This window comes from Gammaproteobacteria bacterium (assembly GCA_029880545.1).
Taxonomy (GTDB): Bacteria; Pseudomonadota; Gammaproteobacteria; order Acidiferrobacterales; family SZUA-150; genus JAOUOD01.
Genome location: JAOUOD010000011.1, coordinates 20,788 through 37,859, shown reverse-complemented (window position 1 = coordinate 37,859; position 17,072 = coordinate 20,788). Strand labels below are relative to the sequence as shown.

Genomic DNA, 17,072 nt, shown 5'->3' with positions numbered 1-17,072 from the left:
CGCTCCCGGTCAGCGCATGCACCACTTGTGCCGCATGCGCTGGCGTAACATCCGGTTATCTACACTCAACGGCGCGCAACCGTTGCCGCGTTGGGAGGCCAGGCGATAACCCTGGTTAATTCGCCAGTCCTTGTCGTAATTGATCGCAATTGATCATAACTGGCCGTTGTGCCGGCAATTCACGACGCGAACCTGGAAATTGGCACAACAATCCTGAACTAACTTAATACATATGTATCATTCAGCCGATCAAAGTAACGAGCCCGGTAGTAGTGGCGCTTGTTTAATTCATCATCTTCGAACGCTGCCCGATCATGCAGAACATTGTTACTGACAAGCCCCATGCCCGGCTCAAGCCGACCGCGAAATATATAGGGTGTATCGCTAATGAGTATGGCATCCAGGGCCGCGAGCGCCTCGGTTGCCAGCGGATCGCTGGTCCAAAAGACATTGCGTTCTCGCGCAGTGTAACGCATGTGCAGGTCACCGCTACCGGCGACACTGAATACCGGACCCGGCTCCTCCTGGCGCGCCACCTTGCCATTTTCAATACGCGCCGGGATCGTCATCACGTCCGGCTGCATCAACGCCTTGATATAATCAGGATTCTGTTCACGCAACATGATGTAGACAATTTCGTGATCCAGCAGCGCGTTCTCGCCGCCACGCGCAGCCGATTGCACGCAGTGCAACAGTAGTGACTGAATCTGCTTGCCGGCAACGTTGTAATAACCATCGGTGTGCCATTTTATTGCCCGGTTGGTATAGGGAATATAATTACGCCTAACCCCGGTATTGACAACAGTCAATGACGTCAACCCGTTATCATTGGCAAGCCAGTTATGATTGAGCCCCTGAACACCGAATCGACGACCCATGGCCAGCGGAATTTCCGGATCAGGATCATTGCCGGTCTTGCTGACGTATAACACCATGTTTGTCTTTCGACAGCGGCGATGCAATGCATCGTATTCCGCATCAGTCAAAGAACGCGGATCATTGATCTCGACAACCAGGTCGTCAACGCGGGTCGGGTAGTCCTTCAGTTTGAAATCGCGCCACCAATGATAGAGCTCGTCATTATCGGGCAGGAATGGACTGAATTCGGTACTGTTCTCGACGGGAAAGACTTTCATTGAATCGCTTCCATGGTTGTTGGCGTGCATGGCTTTCTACCACACGCTCCGGATCTGTTATTGACCTGCATCAATGAACAATCTGCCGGTTTCGTTCGAACCGGTGATGAAAAGAGTCAAACCGGCATTTTCAATGGCTCGTCGATTCGGGCCGGACCGGGCTCGCCAACAAGCCGCAACATTCATCCCCGTTTTCCACGCGAGAATACAATCCGGTCAACCGTATCGACCAGAGACCCATGCCGCGACCATGATAGCCGCCCCGCCCAGCCACTCCCTCAAAGTCATAATTTCATCGGTAAGCAATTGTTGGGAAATGGCGCCGGCCACCAGTTCAAATAAAAGAATTACCGCCGATCGATGCACCGGCATATGGGTGACTCCGTATTGAACCAGTGTGGTCATGACCGCCATGCCAAACGCCCCCAGTAACAACGCTGAGCCAATTTGACCGCCCTTTCCGACAGGGACAGGCACCTGTTGCACAAGAATCAACAGTACCGATATCGCAATGACTCCAACCCAGGTCATGGCGACCTTGGCTGACAGTTCGATGGCCTGGGTTTTTCGAATAATGACATTGGACGCAGCAAACGCCATGCCGGAGCTGAGCGCCAGCCAGTCGGATGCATCGGTGGGCCATGGAATCCCGGTATCCGGATGCCATAACATCAGCACCGCACCGGCCAATGCAACAACAAGGGTGATAATGGAGATGCGGGACAAGCGCTCACCAAGAAACAGGTAGCCAAACATCACGGCCCACAGCGGTGTCAGGTAGAACAACAACAGAACCCGCAAAACATTGCCATCAAGAACAGCGAGAATGAATGCGACATTGGTCCATCCGGCGTACGCCGCCAGCTGGACCATCAGCAGCGGCTCTTGCCACAGGTACTTGAGCTGCGGCACGGTTTTCAACGAGGTAATGGCCAGTGCCCCGAGGTACAAAAACAGGCTCAACCACAGACCCGACAGCCCGGCGATTTCCAGCAGGCGCATCGGATACCAGACCACGCCCCACATGGTTGAACCGAGCAGCAATGCCCCGATCGCCCAGGACTGAGATGTTTTGTTGCCTTTCATTCCTTGCCGTATAATCCGCGCCTTGTTCACAGGGGCTGTATTAGATAATGAATTCTCGACTGGCGCATCTCCAGCCGTATCCTTTTCAGAGACTGGCTCAACTATTTGAGGGTACCACTCCGCCGGCAGACAAGTCCCCGATCCGGTTATCCATTGGCGAACCCAAGCACGCGGCCCCACAAATGGTCATCGACAGCCTGAAAGGCAGCCTGGAAAACATTTCGCATTACCCGCTGACCAGGGGACAGGACGACTTGCGTGAAGCCATGGCCGCTTGGGCCAATCGACGATTCCAGCTGGATAATCAGCCCGTGGACCCGAACCGCCACATTCTGCCCGTCGCCGGCACGCGCGAGGCGCTATTTTCCATCGCCCAGGCGATTATTGATACTGATAACCAGGGTTCGAACGGCAAGCCCGTTATTATTTGCCCCAACCCTTTCTACCAGATCTACGAAGGCGCAGCGATCCTGGCCGGTGCCGAGCCCTGGTTTATCAATACGACGGCGGAAACCGGTTACAAAATGGATTTCAGCCAGGTACCGGGATCCATTTGGGCGCGGACACAAATGGTCTACGTGTGCTCACCCGGCAATCCCACCGGCGCCGTGATGAACCGGGGCGAGTTTAGTGCCCTGATCGACCTGGCCGAGCAACATGACTTTATTATTGTTTCCGATGAATGTTATTCGGAAATCTATTTTGATGAAGCCACCCCCCCGGTTGGACTGTTGCAGGTAGCAGCAGAGCGCAACATCAAGGACTTTCGTCGCTGCCTGGCGTTTCACAGCCTGTCCAAGCGATCGAACCTGCCCGGTCTGCGCTCCGGCTTTGTTGCCGGTGACGGCGAACTGTTGAAGGCCTACCTGCAGTACCGCACCTATCACGGCTCGACGCTGTCGCCACCGGTGCAAACCGCCAGCTGTCTTGCCTGGAACGATGAACAACATGTACGCGATAATCGCCAGGCGTACCGCGCCAAGTTCGACGCGGTGCTCGAGATCCTGGAACCGGTGCTGGACGTATCACGCCCGGACGCGGGCTTCTACCTGTGGCCGCGGACACCCGTGAGCGACACCGAATTTGCCCGGGGACTGTGGAACAGCGAACATGTTATGGTGCTACCAGGGCAGTTCCTGTCGCGCGACACCGGTACCGGCAACCCCGGCGCAAATCACGTGCGACTGGCACTGGTTGCCACCCTGGAAGAATGTATTGAGGCGGCGAAACGTATTCGCCGATTCACGGAATCATTGATTTAATCTACGAGCAACGACCGGAAACCTGAACAGGACGGAAACATGAGCAATATCCAAAGCATTATTGAAGATGCGTTTGAAAAACGCGCCGATATCACCCCGCGCAGCGTCGACACCCACGTCAAGGACGCGGTCCTGGAGGCCATTGACCTGCTGGACAGCGGCAAGGCTCGTGTCGCCGAGAAAAAAGATGGCGACTGGGCGGTCAACCAATGGCTGAAAAAGGCGGTGCTCCTGTATTTCCGAATTGAAGACAACACCTTTATAAAGGGCGGCTACACCAACTACTGGGACAAGGTACCCAGCAAGTTTGCCGACTATAACTCCCGCGACTTCCGCGAAGGCGGATTCCGGGTGGTACCGCCCGCCTCTGTCCGCAAAGGCTCTTACATCGCACCCAGCGCGGTGCTGATGCCCAGCTACGTCAACATTGGTGGCTACGTGGATGAAGGCACCATGGTCGACACCTGGGCCACGGTGGGCTCCTGTGCCCAGATTGGCAAAAACGTTCATCTCTCCGGCGGCGTTGGCATTGGTGGCGTACTGGAGCCGCTGCAGGCCTCGCCCACCATTATCGAAGACAATTGCTTCATTGGCGCGCGCTCTGAAGTGGTCGAAGGCGTCATTGTTGAAGAAGGCTCGGTCATTTCCATGGGCGTATACATCGGTCAGTCCACCAAGATTTACGACCGCGAAACCGGGGAAATCAGCTACGGCCGCATTCCCGCTGGCTCGGTGGTGGTCTCGGGTAACCTGCCTTCCAAGGATGGCAAGTACAGCCTCTACTGCGCCGTGATCGTCAAGAAAGTGGACGAAAAAACCCGCTCCAAGGTCGGTATCAACGAGCTGCTGCGCGATATTTGATGTCCGACCCGACACTGGATCTTGCCATTGACCTGATCAGCCGGAACTCGGTTACGCCCGAGGACGCCGGCTGCCAGGACCTCATGATTACCCGCCTCGAAACCCTGGGCTTTGAAATTCATCGCCTGCGCTTTGACGATGTGGACAACTTCTGGGCGCAACGCGGGACTGCCAGGCCCTTGATCGCCTTTGCCGGGCATACAGACGTGGTGCCTTCAGGCCCCCTGGAAAACTGGGAACACGATCCGTTCAAGGCCGAAATCATCGGCGACATGCTCTGTGGCCGCGGCGCCGCCGACATGAAAACCTCGCTGGCGGCATTTATTACCAGCATAGAAGCCTTCCTTGCCGATCACCCGAATCACCCGGGCAGTATCGGCGTGCTGATTACATCAGACGAAGAAGGGCCATCCATAAATGGCACGGTCAAGGTCGTGGAATGGCTCGAGCAACGCGGCACCAAAATCGACTATTGCGTCGTCGGAGAACCATCATCCAACGAGTCCCTTGGCGATGTCATCAAGAACGGGCGCCGCGGCTCTATTAACGGATTCCTGACGGTGCGCGGTAAGCAGGGTCACGTGGCCTACCCGCACCTGGCTAAAAACCCGGTGCACCTGGCACTGGCGGCTCTGGACGAACTGGCCCAAACCGAATGGGACCAGGGTTCTGAATATTTTCCGCCGACAACCTTCCAGATCGCCAATATCAAGGCCGGCACGGGTGCTGAAAATGTCATTCCCGGCACCCTGGACGCGCAATTCAACTTCCGTTTTTCGACGGCGCTGACGGATAGCGTGATTCGGGAACGCGTGGAAACGGTACTGGCCGCCCACGGGCTTGATTTTGAGCTGCGTTGGCGTCTCTCAGGCCAGCCATTTTTGACCCCGGAAGGCGTGCTCGTCGATGCGGCACGCAAGGCAATCCGGGACGTAACCGGGACCGAGACCGCATTATCAACATCAGGCGGCACTTCCGATGGTCGTTTTATTGCCCCTACAGGCGCCGAAGTGGTAGAACTGGGCCCTCTCAATGCCACCATTCACCAGGTCAATGAACGAATCAAGGCAAAAGATGCAGCGGATTTATCACGAATTTACCAGAAAATACTGGAGTTCGTTTTGGATTAAATTATATATAATACAATAGTTTATAATACGCTCTTAAAGTTAATTATTGCATTTTGGAATCGACGAGGCCCGGCTACCGGGTAACGTGTGATGCAATAGCCTGCTTACTGGACTATATAAACATCAAATACAACAACAAGACGGTTAATTCATTGAGGAATCTGCATGGCTAACGGGGGTAGTGGCACCCGAAATTGGACAATCGCACTGGTTGTTGCCGTTGTTTTCGGTGCCGCTCATCTTGGCAACCTGGGCATTCTTGAGCAATTTGAAACCATTGCATACGACAACGGAGTCAGGCTTACCTTCAGAACTCCCGGCGCCACAAACAAGATCGCGATTGTTGCCATTGATGACGCGAGCATTGAGCGTATTGGACGCTGGCCATGGCCTCGAAAAGAATTGGCCGACATGATTGATCGCCTGGCCAAGGCCGGCTCCAAGGTTATTGGCCTGCAGCTATCTCTCACTGAACCTCAAACTGATCCAGGACTGAAGCATATTCGCAAAATTCGCGAATACGTTGACAGCGAGCTCAAGGGCGCCCCCAGGGGCGCACTGCGGAGCATGCTGATTCGGGCGGAAAGCGATCTCGATTCCGATAACAGATTAGCCAGAAGCATTCCAACGGCAAACAATGTTTTTCTGCCCATGTTTTTCACTCTCGGCGAACCCTTGGGCAACCCTGACAAGACGCTGCCCGAATTTGTGACCGGTAATCGTCTGTCCCGGGTCAAGACTCCTGAAATCAGCAACGGCATCGCCTACCCGACCGTTAAGGCCACGTACCCGATGGAGATGTTCGGCAAGAGTGCAAAAGGTATAGGCCATATCAACTACTGGCATGACGCGGACGGGGGTGTTCGTAGCGAGCCACTGATCCTGGAACACTACGGCGAATACTACCCCTCGCTGGCTTTGCTGATGGCGGCGCGAAGCCTGAATCTCGGCTCCTCGAGCATAAATGCCACGCTCGGCGAAAGCATTGGTGTTGGCAAGCTCAGAATTCTTACTGATTCTGACATGATTATGCACACAGGCTTTTACCGGGAAGATAACGGCAAGCCTGCCTTTGCCAGTTACTCGTTTGCAGATGTACGCAACGGTTCAATTCCCGGCTCCGTTTTTCGTGACAAGATCATTATTATCGGCTCCACTGCGACAGGTGTGGGCAGTACCTACATTACCCCGGTATCCGGTGCCATGAGCGAGCCCGAGCTGACCGCCAATACTATCGGCAGCATCCTCAACCAGGATTTCTATACCCGCCCGGAATGGGCACCGCTTACCGAGCTCGGCATGTTTGTCGTGGTATTGCTTTATCTTATGTTGTTGTTGCCGCGATTCGGCACCGGCTGGGGTGCATTTTTCTCGTTTATTATATTTATTGGCGTCCTGCTGGCAGGCCAGTATTTCATGATCTGGGAAAAAGTCTGGCTCAAGACAGTATTTGTAGCCCTGTTCCTGGTTACGGGCCATATTGCCATGACCACGCGCCGCTTCTTTGATACCGAGCGCATCAAGCAGGCCGTTGAATCGGACTCAGCACAATCCAACCGCATGCTGGGTTTGTCTTACCAGTCCCAGGGCCAGCTGGATATGGCTTTTGACAAGTTCAGGAAGCTGCCGGTTGACGACTCAGTACTGGACCTGATTTACAGCCTGGCACTGGACTATGAGCGCAAGCGCCAGTTCGCCAAGGCGGTATCAGCGTATGACCACATCCTCAGACACAACAAGAAATTCAAGGACGCCAAGGAGCGGCGTCAACGGGCACAACATGTGGATGGCACCATCATCATCGGCGGCGCTGGCGGTAATGCCGGCACCATGATACTCAACGGGCTCGATCAGAAACCTACCCTGGGTCGTTACGAAGTCGAGGAAGAGCTTGGTAAAGGCGCCATGGGAACGGTCTACCTGGGACGGGACCCCAAGATCAATCGCGTGGTTGCCATCAAAACCATGGCACTGTCACAGGAATTCGATGAAAGCGACCTGGCAAACGTCAAGGAGCGATTCTTCCGCGAGGCGGAAACGGCTGGCCGGCTGAACCACCCCAATATTGTTACCATTTTTGATGCTGGCGAAGAGCATGACCTGGCCTATATCGCCATGGAATTCCTCAAGGGCAAGGACTTGAGTAACTACATCAGCCCGATGGACCTGCTCCCGGTCGACTGGTCGCTGGATATCGTCGGACATGTTGCTGATGCACTGGATTACGCCCACAGGCAGGATGTCGTACATCGTGATATAAAGCCGGCAAATATCATGTATGATGAAGAATCCGACGTGGTCAAGGTCACGGACTTCGGCATTGCCAGGATCACCGCTTCCAGCAAAACCAAGACCGGCGTGGTACTGGGCACACCCTCCTACATGTCTCCCGAACAACTTGCCGGAAAACATGTTGACGGACGCTCTGACCTGTTTTCACTAGGTGTCATGCTGTACGAGCTGTTGACCGCGGAACAGCCATTTAACGGTGACTCCATGGCGGCACTTATGTACCAGATTACTAACAAGAAGCATAAGGATATCATCAGGGTCAGGGAGGATTTGCCCCCCTGCGTAAGAACCATCACCGACAAGGCCCTGCAAAAGGATCCGGACAAGCGATACCAGACCGGCACCGAAATGCGTGAAGCCATTGAAAAGTGCCGGGCTAAACTGTAACAATAGATGGAATGAATATGGGCAAACTGGATATCGCTGCGGCCACTGACCCGGGTCAGGTACGTACCAATAATGAAGACTGCATCGCTACCAATGGCGATCTGGGTCTGGTTGTGCTCGCCGATGGCATGGGCGGCCACCAGGCCGGTGAAGTTGCCAGCGGCCTTGCTGTAGACCTGATCATGCGCCACATGAACTATGTCTTTGAGAACCCGGGGAAAGTCAAACTGGAAAACGGCCTGTCACTGGAATCCCAGTCCATTGGCGACGCCATACGCCTGGCCAACTCCGCGGTACATGAAACATCCCAGGAGCGACCGGAATGTGCCGGCATGGGATCAACAGTCGTTGCTGCCGCATTTCATGGCAACAAGATCAGCATTGGCCACGTTGGCGACTCCCGTCTTTACCGTCTCAGAAAGAATACGCTGCAACAGCTGACTGTCGATCACTCGGTTGTCCAGGAACTGCTCAGCCGGGGACTTATTTCCGCTGAAGAAGCCAGAACCGCGTATAACAAAAACCTGGTTACCCGCGCTCTCGGCGTCGATGCAAAGGTCGAGCCGGAGATCAGAGAGTTTATTACAGAGAGTGATGATATCTACCTGCTTTGTTCAGACGGACTGAATGATGTTCTGGACGACAACCAGATTCGAGACCTAATGAAATCCGATAACAGCAATCTTGAACCGATTGTGCATCAGATGATCGAGGTAACAAACAGCAAGGGCGGTCCGGACAACATATCAATAATACTGATCCGCACCGACGGAAACTTTACACGCAACCAGACGAACTAGACGCGTCGAGCACCACACCATACGGAAGCAAAGTTATGGCAAAACTGATCCTGAAATTCAACAATGAAGTCATTGATCATATTGAATTGACACAAGGCGACATGAAAATCGGTCGCAAACCAACCAATGACATCTTCGTCGACAACCTGTCTGTTAGCGGTGAGCACGCGAACATCTTCACAATCGGTGAAGATTCATTCGTCCAGGATCTCAACAGCACCAACGGAACATTTGTCAACAACAAGCGTATTACCAAGCACCATCTAAAGAATGGTGATGTCATCACTGTCGGCAAGCACACAATGGTGTATTTCACGGAAGGCGACACCGAAAACGAGGAAAGAACCGAAGATTTTGCGCGAACTGTTATTATCAACCCGGGATCGATATCGGACTCCGGCGCAAACGCGCCCGCGCCCGGAAAGAATTTCGCCCGCGAGACCATGTCCATGCAGCCTTCTGACGCGCACAAATCAGAACGCCAGGGCGCCATATTCGTGCTCAGCGGCAATAACAGCGGCAAGCGTATTGAGTTAACCAAGAGTGTCACCAACCTTGGCAAGACCGGTCGCATTTCCGGCGCTATTCAGAAAACCGACGATGGCTACAAACTGGTATCGGCGGATGGCACCGAAGAAGCACCACGACTCAATGGCCGGGCTGTTGATGCCGCAGGTGCGCCACTGAAGAACGGGGATATTATTGAAGTTGCCGGAACCCGGTTACAGTTTTACCTGAAGTAAGCTGATAATCGTCCGGACAAGCCCGGCACCAAATGCCGACCCCTTACCGGGTCGGCATTCTCTTGTCCCGGAAAAGATGCTGTGTGCCTCTAGTCAAACAATTCCAGTGCTTCGGACAACCTTCTGACAGCAACAACCTCTATGCCATCAATGGTTTTCCTTGGTTTGTTCGAATGCGGAACCACGGCACGCTGAAATCCCAGCTTTGCCGCCTCCCGAATACGCTCCTCGCCTCGCTGAACCGGCCTGATCTCGCCACCCAGCCCGATTTCACCAAACAAGATGGTGTTCCGGTCCAGGGGGCGATTTCTCAGGCTCGACACCACGGCCATCACGGCGGCCAGATCAGATGCTGTTTCGGTGATACGCATGCCACCGGCAACATTGACAAAAACATCCTGCCCCGAAGTTGAAATACCGCCATGTCGATGCAATACCGCCAGCAACATGGCCAGCCTGTTACCGTCAATACCTACACAAACACGTCGCGGGTTGGCCAGCTGCGTATCATCAACCAGGGCCTGCACTTCCACCAGCAAGGGTCGGGTTCCCTCCTGGGTGGCAAGAACCACACTGCCGGGTACCGGTACATCCTGCCGGTTTACCAGCATAGCGGACGGATTGCTTACCTCCTTGAGCCCGGCTTCATCCATGACGAACACGCCCAGTTCATTCACCGCTCCAAAACGGTTCTTGATGGCACGAACAATCCGAAAGCGACTGGAGTTGTCACCCTCAAAATACAACACGGCATCAACCATATGCTCCAGCACTCTTGGACCGGCCAGTGCACCTTCCTTGGTAACATGACCCACCAGCAACAAGGCAATGCCGGTATGCTTGGCCATATTGACCAGTTGTGCCGCGGTTTCCCTGACCTGGGAAACGCTGCCCGGTGCCGATTGCAAGGCATCGGAAAACATGGTTTGTATGGAATCGATTACGACAACCTGCGGCTGGGTCTTGCTTATGCTTTCCAGTACCGTATCAACGCGGGTTTCCGCCAGCAGCTTGACTCGACCACTGACAACACCCAATCGATGGGCGCGCAACGCCACCTGTTGGGCTGATTCTTCGCCGGATACATACAGAACATTGGCGTTGTCGCCAATGGAAGCCAGCGCCTGCAACAATAAAGTAGACTTGCCAATTCCCGGATCACCACCAATGAGCACTACGGAGCCAATCACCAACCCGCCACCCAGCACACGATCCAGCTCCTTCATACCGGCACTGAGCCTGATCATGTTTTCCGGTTTGATAGCATCCAGTGATTGCACTTCGGATTTCGGTGCCAGGCTCAGGCGAGGATTGGCGCGTGGTGTACTTGCCGCCTGGCGCACCTCAATCATGGTGTTCCATTGCCTGCAACCCGGACACTGTCCCGCCCATTGGCCGGTTTCAGTGCCACACTCGTTACAACTGAACAGGGTTCTGGGTTTGGCCATAACTTCAGACTGCAATCGGCAGGCGCGGTACTCGCGAGGTAACGTGGCACATCAACTCGTAGGCAATGGTATTGGAAAGCAGTGCAATTTCGTCGACATGGACTGTTCCACCCCACAGCTCGACAGGATCACCGACAGTTGCATCAGCAACGGATGAGAGGTCAACCGTAATCAGGTCCATGGACACACGGCCTATCAGCGGTACCCGGACACCCTTTACCGCAACCGGTGTACCCGGTGGCGCATGCCTGGGATAGCCATCACCATAACCTGCAGCTACTACGCCTACGGTCATGTCCTCAGCGCACAACCAATCGCCACCGTAACCAATTCGATCCCCGGCTTTTCTCTGACTGACCGAGATCAGCCTGCTTTCAAAATACATTACCGGCTCAAGTCCGAGCTCATCAGCGCTCTTGCCCAGTACCGGGCTGCTGCCGTAAAGCATAATACCTGGTCTCACCCAATCCTGGTGACATTGCGGCCAGCCAACAATACCGGCGGAGTTGCCAAGACTGGCTTGACCATTACCGAGCCTGTCGCGTAACCGTGCAAAGCTGTCAATTTGCTCTTTAGTGGTGGCATCACGAGGATTATCAGCGTTGGCAAAATGTGTCATCAAGCCGGCAATGCGTACATGATCGAGTTGTTGCAAACGTTGATAGGCAGAGGCGCATTGCGTTTCATCAAAGCCCAGCCGGTGCATGCCGCTGTCAAACTTTAACCAGACATCAATTGGTCGTTTGTCAACCCGGGCTTCAAGAACGTCAACCTGCCAGGGACTATGGACAACCGGCGTCAGTTGGTACCCGGTCAACAACAACAATTCATCAGCGGAAAAGAACCCGGAAAGCATAATGACTGGCTCACCAATTCCCGCTTCGCGAAGTCGAATTCCTTCTTCAATACTGGCCACGGCAAAGCCGTCTGCCTGCAATAACTGCGATGCCACCCACTCGAGGCCATGGCCATAAGCATCTGCCTTGACCACGGCCAGTATTTTTGATTCGGGTGCAAGTTTTCTGACCAGCTGAAAATTGTGACGCAATGCGCTGCCATCCAGGCGTGCGCAAACGGGACGACTCATCCATAAACCTCGTCGAAATTACCGGTAACAAAATTTTCAAACCGGGTGTACTCACCAAGGAATGTCAATCGCACTGTTCCAGTCGGACCATTTCGTTGCTTGCCGATGATGATTTCCGCGGTACCCTTGTCAGGGCTGTCCGGGTTGTAAACTTCGTCACGATAAATGAACACGATCACGTCAGCATCCTGCTCGATCGCGCCGGATTCACGAAGGTCTGACATAACCGGGCGCTTGTTAGGCCGTTGTTCCAGGCTGCGATTCAGCTGTGAAAGTGCAATAACAGGAACATTCAGCTCCTTGGCCAACCCTTTAAGACTCCGCGTAATCAACGAAACTTCGGTCGCGCGGTTTTCCGCCGACTGGCCGGTCTGCATCAGCTGAAGATAATCGATCACAATCAAGCCAAGCCCCTTGCCGGTTTTCTGGCGATGTTCGCGATCAAGACGACGCGAACGCGCGCGCACTTCCATGGGCGTTAATCCCGGCGTGTCATCAATATATATTGGCGCCTCAACCAGCATACCCATGGCTGACGTCAGCCTGGGCCAGTCATCATCTTCCAGTTTGCCGGTACGAACACGATGGGCATTGATTCGTCCCAGGGATGACATCATGCGCATAGCAAGCTGCTCACCGGGCATTTCCATACTGAATATTGCCACGCCCACCTTGTCACCCACTGCCGCATTTTCGGCCATGTTCATGGCCAGCGAAGTTTTGCCCATTGACGGCCGACCCGCCAGGATTACCAGGTCCGATGCCTGCAAACCGGACGTCTTGTCATCAAAATCGACAAAACCGGTGCCAACACCGGTGATAGGATTGTCGGACTTGTAAAGCTCCTCAATTCGATTAATGGAGCCGGTGAGATATTTTTTCAGCTCCTGAAAGCCGCCCCGACGGGAGCCGGCGTCGCTGACTTCGAGAATGGTCTTTTCTGCGCGGTCGATAATCTCAACAGCGGATTGACCTTCCGGCCGGTAAGCCAGTGCGGCGATGTCGTGACTGACAGCAATCAGCCTGCGCAACAACGCGCGCTCATGCACGATGTCCGCATAGGCAGCGATATTGGCAGCTGATGGCGTATTGTTTGCCAGAGAAACCAGGTATTCCGGCCCACCAGCGGCCGACAGGTCGCCCAGCGTTTCAAGCTCCTGACTCACGGTCAACACGTCTGCCGGTCGATTTTCTTCGAGGAGGCGCGTCAGCGCGTTAAAAATAAGCCGGTGCTCCTTGCGGTAGAAGTCCTGTGCGGTAATGCGGTCGCCGACCTGCTCCCAGCTGTAATTATTGAGCATGAGACCACCCAGGACGGATTGCTCAGCTTCAATGGCCTGTGGCGGCACCGTGGCCTCGGTCAACGCGCGAACCTTGCCGACACCTGCAGATACAGCTTGTTCGTCCAAGCTCTTCAACCTCTCGTTATTTTTTCTGGAAAGTCGGATTTGGCGCTTTGATTGCGTTCCGGAATGCTTGCGTGCTTCCGAAATTCGCTGATTCGTATAATTTGCGCCGGGAAACCAATCTGTCGGCCATTATATGCAGTGGCCCTGCTTGAGCCTAGTACTTTTGTTTTTGCGCCAAAAATGAAAAAACCCGCCGGAATACCGGCGGGTTTTGCGGCGATCTTGCATGATCAGCTAAGCTGATCATGCGCTGCTACCGATCTCAGGCTTCTGCTGATACGGCAACCACAATAGTGGCGACCACTTCGGCATGCAGGGCAATCTCGACTTCTGTCTCGGAAATTTCCTTGATCGGGCCCTCAGGCATCAGCACTTCGGAACGCGATACTTTATTGCCACTGGCGCTCAAGACATCGGCGATTTCACGCGTACCAATAGAACCAAACAGCTTGCCTTCGTCGCTGGCGCGCGCGCTGATTTCAATACGCTGTCCATTAATGGCGCTGGCGCGGGCCTGGGCGGCCGCCAGGGTATCAGCCTGGGATTTTTCAAGCTCAGCACGGCGAGTATCGAATTCCGCCTTGTTTGCCTCGGTAGCCACTACCGCCCTGCCCTTTGGCAACAGGAAGTTGCGTGCATAACCAGCCTTGACATTAACCTTGTCACCCAGGTTGCCGAGATTACGAATCTTTTCAAGCAAAATAATTTCCATCACCCGACTCCCTTAGTGGCTGTCACTGAACGGCAGCAGCGCCAGGTAACGCGCATGCTTGACGGCGGTGGCCAGCTGGCGCTGGTACTTGGCCTTGGTGCCGGTATTGCGGCTCGGAATGATCTTGCCGGTCTCAGTAATGTACTGTTTCAGCAGACCAATGTCCTTGTAATCGATTTCTTTAATACCTTCCGCCGTAAAGCGGCAGTATTTCTTGCGTCGGAAAAAACGTGCCATAACTAGTGTCCTCTCGAATCTGTTCGCTAACGCCCTTAGGCTTCTTCGGTGTCGACTTCGGCGTCACCGGCTTCATCATCAACTACGTCCGAATCATCGGCGTCATCATCTGAGTCACCGGAATCATCCGAGTCATCAGATCCGCGTGACTGACGTTCAGCTGCTTCGCGCTCACGCTCCTTCTCGCGTTCTTTTTCCTTCATCATCGGAGAAGGTTCGGTCACGGCTTCGTCGCGATTCAAGACAAGGTTGCGCAGCACCGCGTCGTTGAAACGGAAAGCGGATTCCAGTTCGCGCAGGGTGTCGAGATCACATTCGATATTCATCAGAATGTAATGGGCCTTGTGGACCTTGTTGATAGGATAGGCCAGTTGGCGGCGACCCCAGTCTTCTTCGCGATGGACTTGGCCGTTGCCTTCCCGAATCATGCTGCGGTAACGCTCCAGCATGGCAGGAACCTGTTCACTCTGGTCCGGGTGAACCAGTACTACGATTTCATAATGACGCATTACAAAAACCCCTTATGGATCAAAGCCTTCCGTCATCCAGATCAGACCGGTGCGGTAAGGCAAGGAGAACGGGCAACCAGGTTTTCCTGGTCAGCCCAGTGAGCGGCGGATTCTAAACCAGTGCAGGCCGAATTCCAAGCCCCGCCGACCGGAAAAAGGCCGGTTTTTCAGGGGCTTGGCGACGCAATATTTTCCTTCCTTTCGGGCCTCGCAGTGCCGGCCAGCGGGTATCAACGAAGCCTGATTTTCGGCGGCGTCGGGAACTGCTTGAGATGCTCCCGGTGCAGCTTGTAAGGATCGGCAACATCCAGGTCCATTGAAACACCGGAGCCAAGGTTTACCTTTAATTCACGAGGCAGTCTCGGGGCGGATATCCATGCACCACCCTTCTGGTAAAAATACACGCTCCTGGCAGGATCAAAATAGACCCGCGCATCAGGGTAATACTGGTAGCGATGAGCTCGTTTCGGGCGATGCTCCCGCTTCTCCTGTTTATGCGCCTTTTTCTTGTTTCGCACGCCGTGTGCCGGCGCATGATCAGGCGGGCCCTTGGCCAGCATTATTGGTGCTACATCAGGGGTTGCACCGCTCACAGCGGCCGAAACCGGTGGCATCGCACACGCCAGTGCAACTGCATAAAGATAAATTTTCATACAATTCAGATTCCGTTTCAAAGCCGTATTGGCTGGTGCCAGTATAGTCCAGGAACGATTATCAATCGTCTACCGTTCGTATGACTTCGCGCGCCCGTTCAGCCTTCTCGATACAGGATTCATACTCCCCGGCTTCAAACCGGACACGAGCCTGGGCCAGGATGCCTGCTGCCTTGGTCAGGCGCAGGCCGCCAATAACGTTATCTGCCTTGGCCGAATTTAGTTCTTCCCATGCGATATCAATGGTTTCCTTGCAGCCACCCTTGCCACTTTTGGGTAACAGGCCCATGCCGGTCAACATGGGAATCGATGCGATAATCGCAATTGATATTAATTTCTTCATGTCCATCTAAAATCTCGTTGCAACCTTGATTGAATAGTTTTTCACCGAATCATCATTATCGACCCGGTTGTATTGCATGGTAACGGATAGAGAAGGAAAGATGAAATAGGTTCCATTCAGCGACAGCACGTTGAACTCGTCTACATCGCCGTCCAAATCGCTCTCCACTACCACATATCCTGCACCCAGGCTCAGATCCCGGGTAAAATAATAATCCCCCAATACTCCAAGCGCCTTGGTACTGTGCTTGATGGTTGAGAATTCATGTTTGCTCGCCTCATAGAATGCTTCGAGATTCACATATTGAGAACCTGGTCGACCAACATATTTCAGTGACAGGCTATTCCCTTCGGTGCTTGAATCCCAGGAATACCCCTCTATCAACGGAATTTCAGTTATGCCCTCGGACTTATAATGACCAGCCTTAACCAGCAATGACTTTGCCGGGAATATGCCCAGTTCAACCTGGTATTCCTCTGTAGCAGTGGTCCAATCTATTGGACCAAAGACATATACATCCCGGCGCTCATCTTCTGATGACCTGCCTGCAGCATGCAGCATGCAGCATGACCGGAAAACCGGGCTTCATGGCAACAACAGAAAGAAACTGTCCCTGACCCTCCCCCTCGGAATCTCCATACCCAATTCCTGTTAGCCCATACCGGTTCTCGTAACCGCTTACAGTAACACTGCCTATGTGATTGAGAAACGCTGCCTCCTTACGGGGGAACTCGCCTGTATCTACAGCAGAAAAATGGATCTGTGCGTCAACTCGATAAGTATCAGACTCATAGTCGCCATCGTCATATCGATCCCAGGCGACCGACATTTCTCCCATGTAATTGTCATCGGCCTGGACTACGGGAATCAACGAGAAAAGCAGAAAAACAAGGGCCAGAAAGACCGGGGAAAGAAAGACAACATGATGTAATCTGGTTATGTTCATGCAGCTGTCTGCATTGGCAAATCAACCGGAC

Annotated in this window: 18 protein-coding genes; 6 read left to right on the top strand and 12 right to left on the bottom strand. The window is 53.8% G+C overall.

The annotated features are described in order from the left end of the window. Positions 1 to 218 precede the first annotated feature (218 nt). Complete coding sequence (locus OEZ10_12230) at positions 219 to 1,136, bottom strand: TauD/TfdA family dioxygenase (protein MDH5633746.1); 918 nt, start codon at positions 1,134 to 1,136, stop codon at positions 219 to 221. Positions 1,137 to 1,352: 216 nt separating this feature from the next. Beyond that, complete coding sequence (locus OEZ10_12225) at positions 1,353 to 2,222, bottom strand: DMT family transporter (GenBank protein MDH5633745.1); 870 nt, start codon at positions 2,220 to 2,222, stop codon at positions 1,353 to 1,355. A 47-nt stretch (positions 2,223 to 2,269) separates the two neighbouring features. On the opposite strand from OEZ10_12225, the gene dapC reads away from it, so the two are divergent. From dapC to OEZ10_12195, 6 genes are all read left to right on the top strand, one after another. Continuing rightward, positions 2,270 to 3,484, top strand: a complete 1,215-nt coding sequence (dapC, locus tag OEZ10_12220; protein MDH5633744.1) for a succinyldiaminopimelate transaminase — start codon at positions 2,270 to 2,272, stop codon at positions 3,482 to 3,484. 39 nt (positions 3,485 to 3,523) lie between these two features. Then, a complete protein-coding gene (gene dapD / locus OEZ10_12215; protein MDH5633743.1) occupies positions 3,524 to 4,345 on the top strand; it encodes a 2,3,4,5-tetrahydropyridine-2,6-dicarboxylate N-succinyltransferase in 822 nt (273 codons plus the stop codon). Then, on the top strand, positions 4,345 to 5,475 hold the full coding sequence (dapE, locus tag OEZ10_12210) for a succinyl-diaminopimelate desuccinylase (protein MDH5633742.1): 1,131 nt from the start codon (positions 4,345 to 4,347) through the stop codon (positions 5,473 to 5,475). The genes dapD and dapE overlap by 1 nt, the downstream gene beginning before the upstream one ends. 165 nt (positions 5,476 to 5,640) lie before the next feature. Further along, positions 5,641 to 8,154, top strand: a complete 2,514-nt coding sequence (locus tag OEZ10_12205; GenBank protein ID MDH5633741.1) for a serine/threonine-protein kinase — start codon at positions 5,641 to 5,643, stop codon at positions 8,152 to 8,154. 17 nt (positions 8,155 to 8,171) lie between these two features. After that, complete coding sequence (locus OEZ10_12200; protein ID MDH5633740.1) at positions 8,172 to 8,954, top strand: Stp1/IreP family PP2C-type Ser/Thr phosphatase; 783 nt, start codon at positions 8,172 to 8,174, stop codon at positions 8,952 to 8,954. A gap of 35 nt (positions 8,955 to 8,989) precedes the next feature. Continuing rightward, entirely contained in the window at positions 8,990 to 9,697 is a 708-nt protein-coding gene (locus OEZ10_12195) for an FHA domain-containing protein (GenBank protein MDH5633739.1), read from the top strand. An 89-nt stretch (positions 9,698 to 9,786) separates the two neighbouring features. Here the strand turns inward: OEZ10_12195 and radA are convergent, their stop codons facing one another. The 10 genes from radA to OEZ10_12145 all read right to left on the bottom strand — a co-directional run bounded on the left by radA (position 9,787) and on the right by OEZ10_12145 (position 17,041). Continuing rightward, a complete protein-coding gene (radA, locus tag OEZ10_12190; protein MDH5633738.1) occupies positions 9,787 to 11,145 on the bottom strand; it encodes a DNA repair protein RadA in 1,359 nt (452 codons plus the stop codon). A 4-nt stretch (positions 11,146 to 11,149) separates the two neighbouring features. Continuing rightward, positions 11,150 to 12,232, bottom strand: coding sequence for an alanine racemase (gene alr, locus OEZ10_12185; GenBank protein MDH5633737.1), 1,083 nt, complete (start codon positions 12,230 to 12,232; stop codon positions 11,150 to 11,152). Beyond that, entirely contained in the window at positions 12,229 to 13,641 is a 1,413-nt protein-coding gene (gene dnaB / locus OEZ10_12180) for a replicative DNA helicase (GenBank protein MDH5633736.1), read from the bottom strand. Before dnaB ends, alr begins: the two co-directional genes overlap by 4 nt. Positions 13,642 to 13,903: 262 nt before the next feature. Then, the gene (rplI, locus tag OEZ10_12175; GenBank protein MDH5633735.1) at positions 13,904 to 14,353 is read right to left on the bottom strand and encodes a 50S ribosomal protein L9; all 450 of its coding nucleotides are present in this window, start codon (positions 14,351 to 14,353) and stop codon (positions 13,904 to 13,906) included. A 12-nt stretch (positions 14,354 to 14,365) separates the two neighbouring features. Continuing rightward, positions 14,366 to 14,590: a 30S ribosomal protein S18 gene (gene rpsR, locus OEZ10_12170; protein ID MDH5633734.1), complete on the bottom strand. Its 225-nt coding sequence runs from the start codon at positions 14,588 to 14,590 to the stop codon at positions 14,366 to 14,368. 35 nt (positions 14,591 to 14,625) lie between these two features. Continuing rightward, on the bottom strand, positions 14,626 to 15,099 hold the full coding sequence (gene rpsF, locus OEZ10_12165; protein MDH5633733.1) for a 30S ribosomal protein S6: 474 nt from the start codon (positions 15,097 to 15,099) through the stop codon (positions 14,626 to 14,628). A gap of 230 nt (positions 15,100 to 15,329) precedes the next feature. After that, positions 15,330 to 15,752, bottom strand: a complete 423-nt coding sequence (locus OEZ10_12160; protein ID MDH5633732.1) for a hypothetical protein — start codon at positions 15,750 to 15,752, stop codon at positions 15,330 to 15,332. A 61-nt stretch (positions 15,753 to 15,813) separates the two neighbouring features. Then, entirely contained in the window at positions 15,814 to 16,101 is a 288-nt protein-coding gene (locus OEZ10_12155) for a hypothetical protein (GenBank protein ID MDH5633731.1), read from the bottom strand. Further along, the gene (locus OEZ10_12150; GenBank protein MDH5633730.1) at positions 16,102 to 16,656 is read right to left on the bottom strand and encodes a hypothetical protein; all 555 of its coding nucleotides are present in this window, start codon (positions 16,654 to 16,656) and stop codon (positions 16,102 to 16,104) included. It lies immediately after the preceding gene. Beyond that, entirely contained in the window at positions 16,622 to 17,041 is a 420-nt protein-coding gene (locus OEZ10_12145; GenBank protein ID MDH5633729.1) for a hypothetical protein, read from the bottom strand. Before OEZ10_12145 ends, OEZ10_12150 begins: the two co-directional genes overlap by 35 nt. Positions 17,042 to 17,072 lie beyond the last annotated feature (31 nt).

Excerpts from the sequence above, each read along its gene's own strand:
- OEZ10_12230 (MDH5633746.1), bottom strand. The coding sequence starts at position 1,136 with ATGAAAGTCTTTCCCGTCGAGAACAGTACCGAATTCAGTCCATTCCTG.
- OEZ10_12225 (MDH5633745.1), bottom strand. The coding sequence starts at position 2,222 with ATGAAAGGCAACAAAACATCTCAGTCCTGGGCGATCGGGGCATTGCTG.
- dapC (MDH5633744.1), top strand. The coding sequence starts at position 2,270 with ATGAATTCTCGACTGGCGCATCTCCAGCCGTATCCTTTTCAGAGACTG.
- dapD (MDH5633743.1), top strand. The coding sequence starts at position 3,524 with ATGAGCAATATCCAAAGCATTATTGAAGATGCGTTTGAAAAACGCGCC.
- dapE (MDH5633742.1), top strand. The coding sequence starts at position 4,345 with ATGTCCGACCCGACACTGGATCTTGCCATTGACCTGATCAGCCGGAAC.
- OEZ10_12205 (MDH5633741.1), top strand. The coding sequence starts at position 5,641 with ATGGCTAACGGGGGTAGTGGCACCCGAAATTGGACAATCGCACTGGTT.
- OEZ10_12200 (MDH5633740.1), top strand. The coding sequence starts at position 8,172 with ATGGGCAAACTGGATATCGCTGCGGCCACTGACCCGGGTCAGGTACGT.
- OEZ10_12195 (MDH5633739.1), top strand. The coding sequence starts at position 8,990 with ATGGCAAAACTGATCCTGAAATTCAACAATGAAGTCATTGATCATATT.
- radA (MDH5633738.1), bottom strand. The coding sequence starts at position 11,145 with ATGGCCAAACCCAGAACCCTGTTCAGTTGTAACGAGTGTGGCACTGAA.
- alr (MDH5633737.1), bottom strand. The coding sequence starts at position 12,232 with ATGAGTCGTCCCGTTTGCGCACGCCTGGATGGCAGCGCATTGCGTCAC.
- rplI (MDH5633735.1), bottom strand. The coding sequence starts at position 14,353 with ATGGAAATTATTTTGCTTGAAAAGATTCGTAATCTCGGCAACCTGGGT.
- rpsR (MDH5633734.1), bottom strand. The coding sequence starts at position 14,590 with ATGGCACGTTTTTTCCGACGCAAGAAATACTGCCGCTTTACGGCGGAA.
- rpsF (MDH5633733.1), bottom strand. The coding sequence starts at position 15,099 with ATGCGTCATTATGAAATCGTAGTACTGGTTCACCCGGACCAGAGTGAA.
- OEZ10_12160 (MDH5633732.1), bottom strand. The coding sequence starts at position 15,752 with ATGAAAATTTATCTTTATGCAGTTGCACTGGCGTGTGCGATGCCACCG.
- OEZ10_12155 (MDH5633731.1), bottom strand. The coding sequence starts at position 16,101 with ATGGACATGAAGAAATTAATATCAATTGCGATTATCGCATCGATTCCC.
- OEZ10_12150 (MDH5633730.1), bottom strand. The coding sequence starts at position 16,656 with ATGCTGCATGCTGCAGGCAGGTCATCAGAAGATGAGCGCCGGGATGTA.
- OEZ10_12145 (MDH5633729.1), bottom strand. The coding sequence starts at position 17,041 with ATGAACATAACCAGATTACATCATGTTGTCTTTCTTTCCCCGGTCTTT.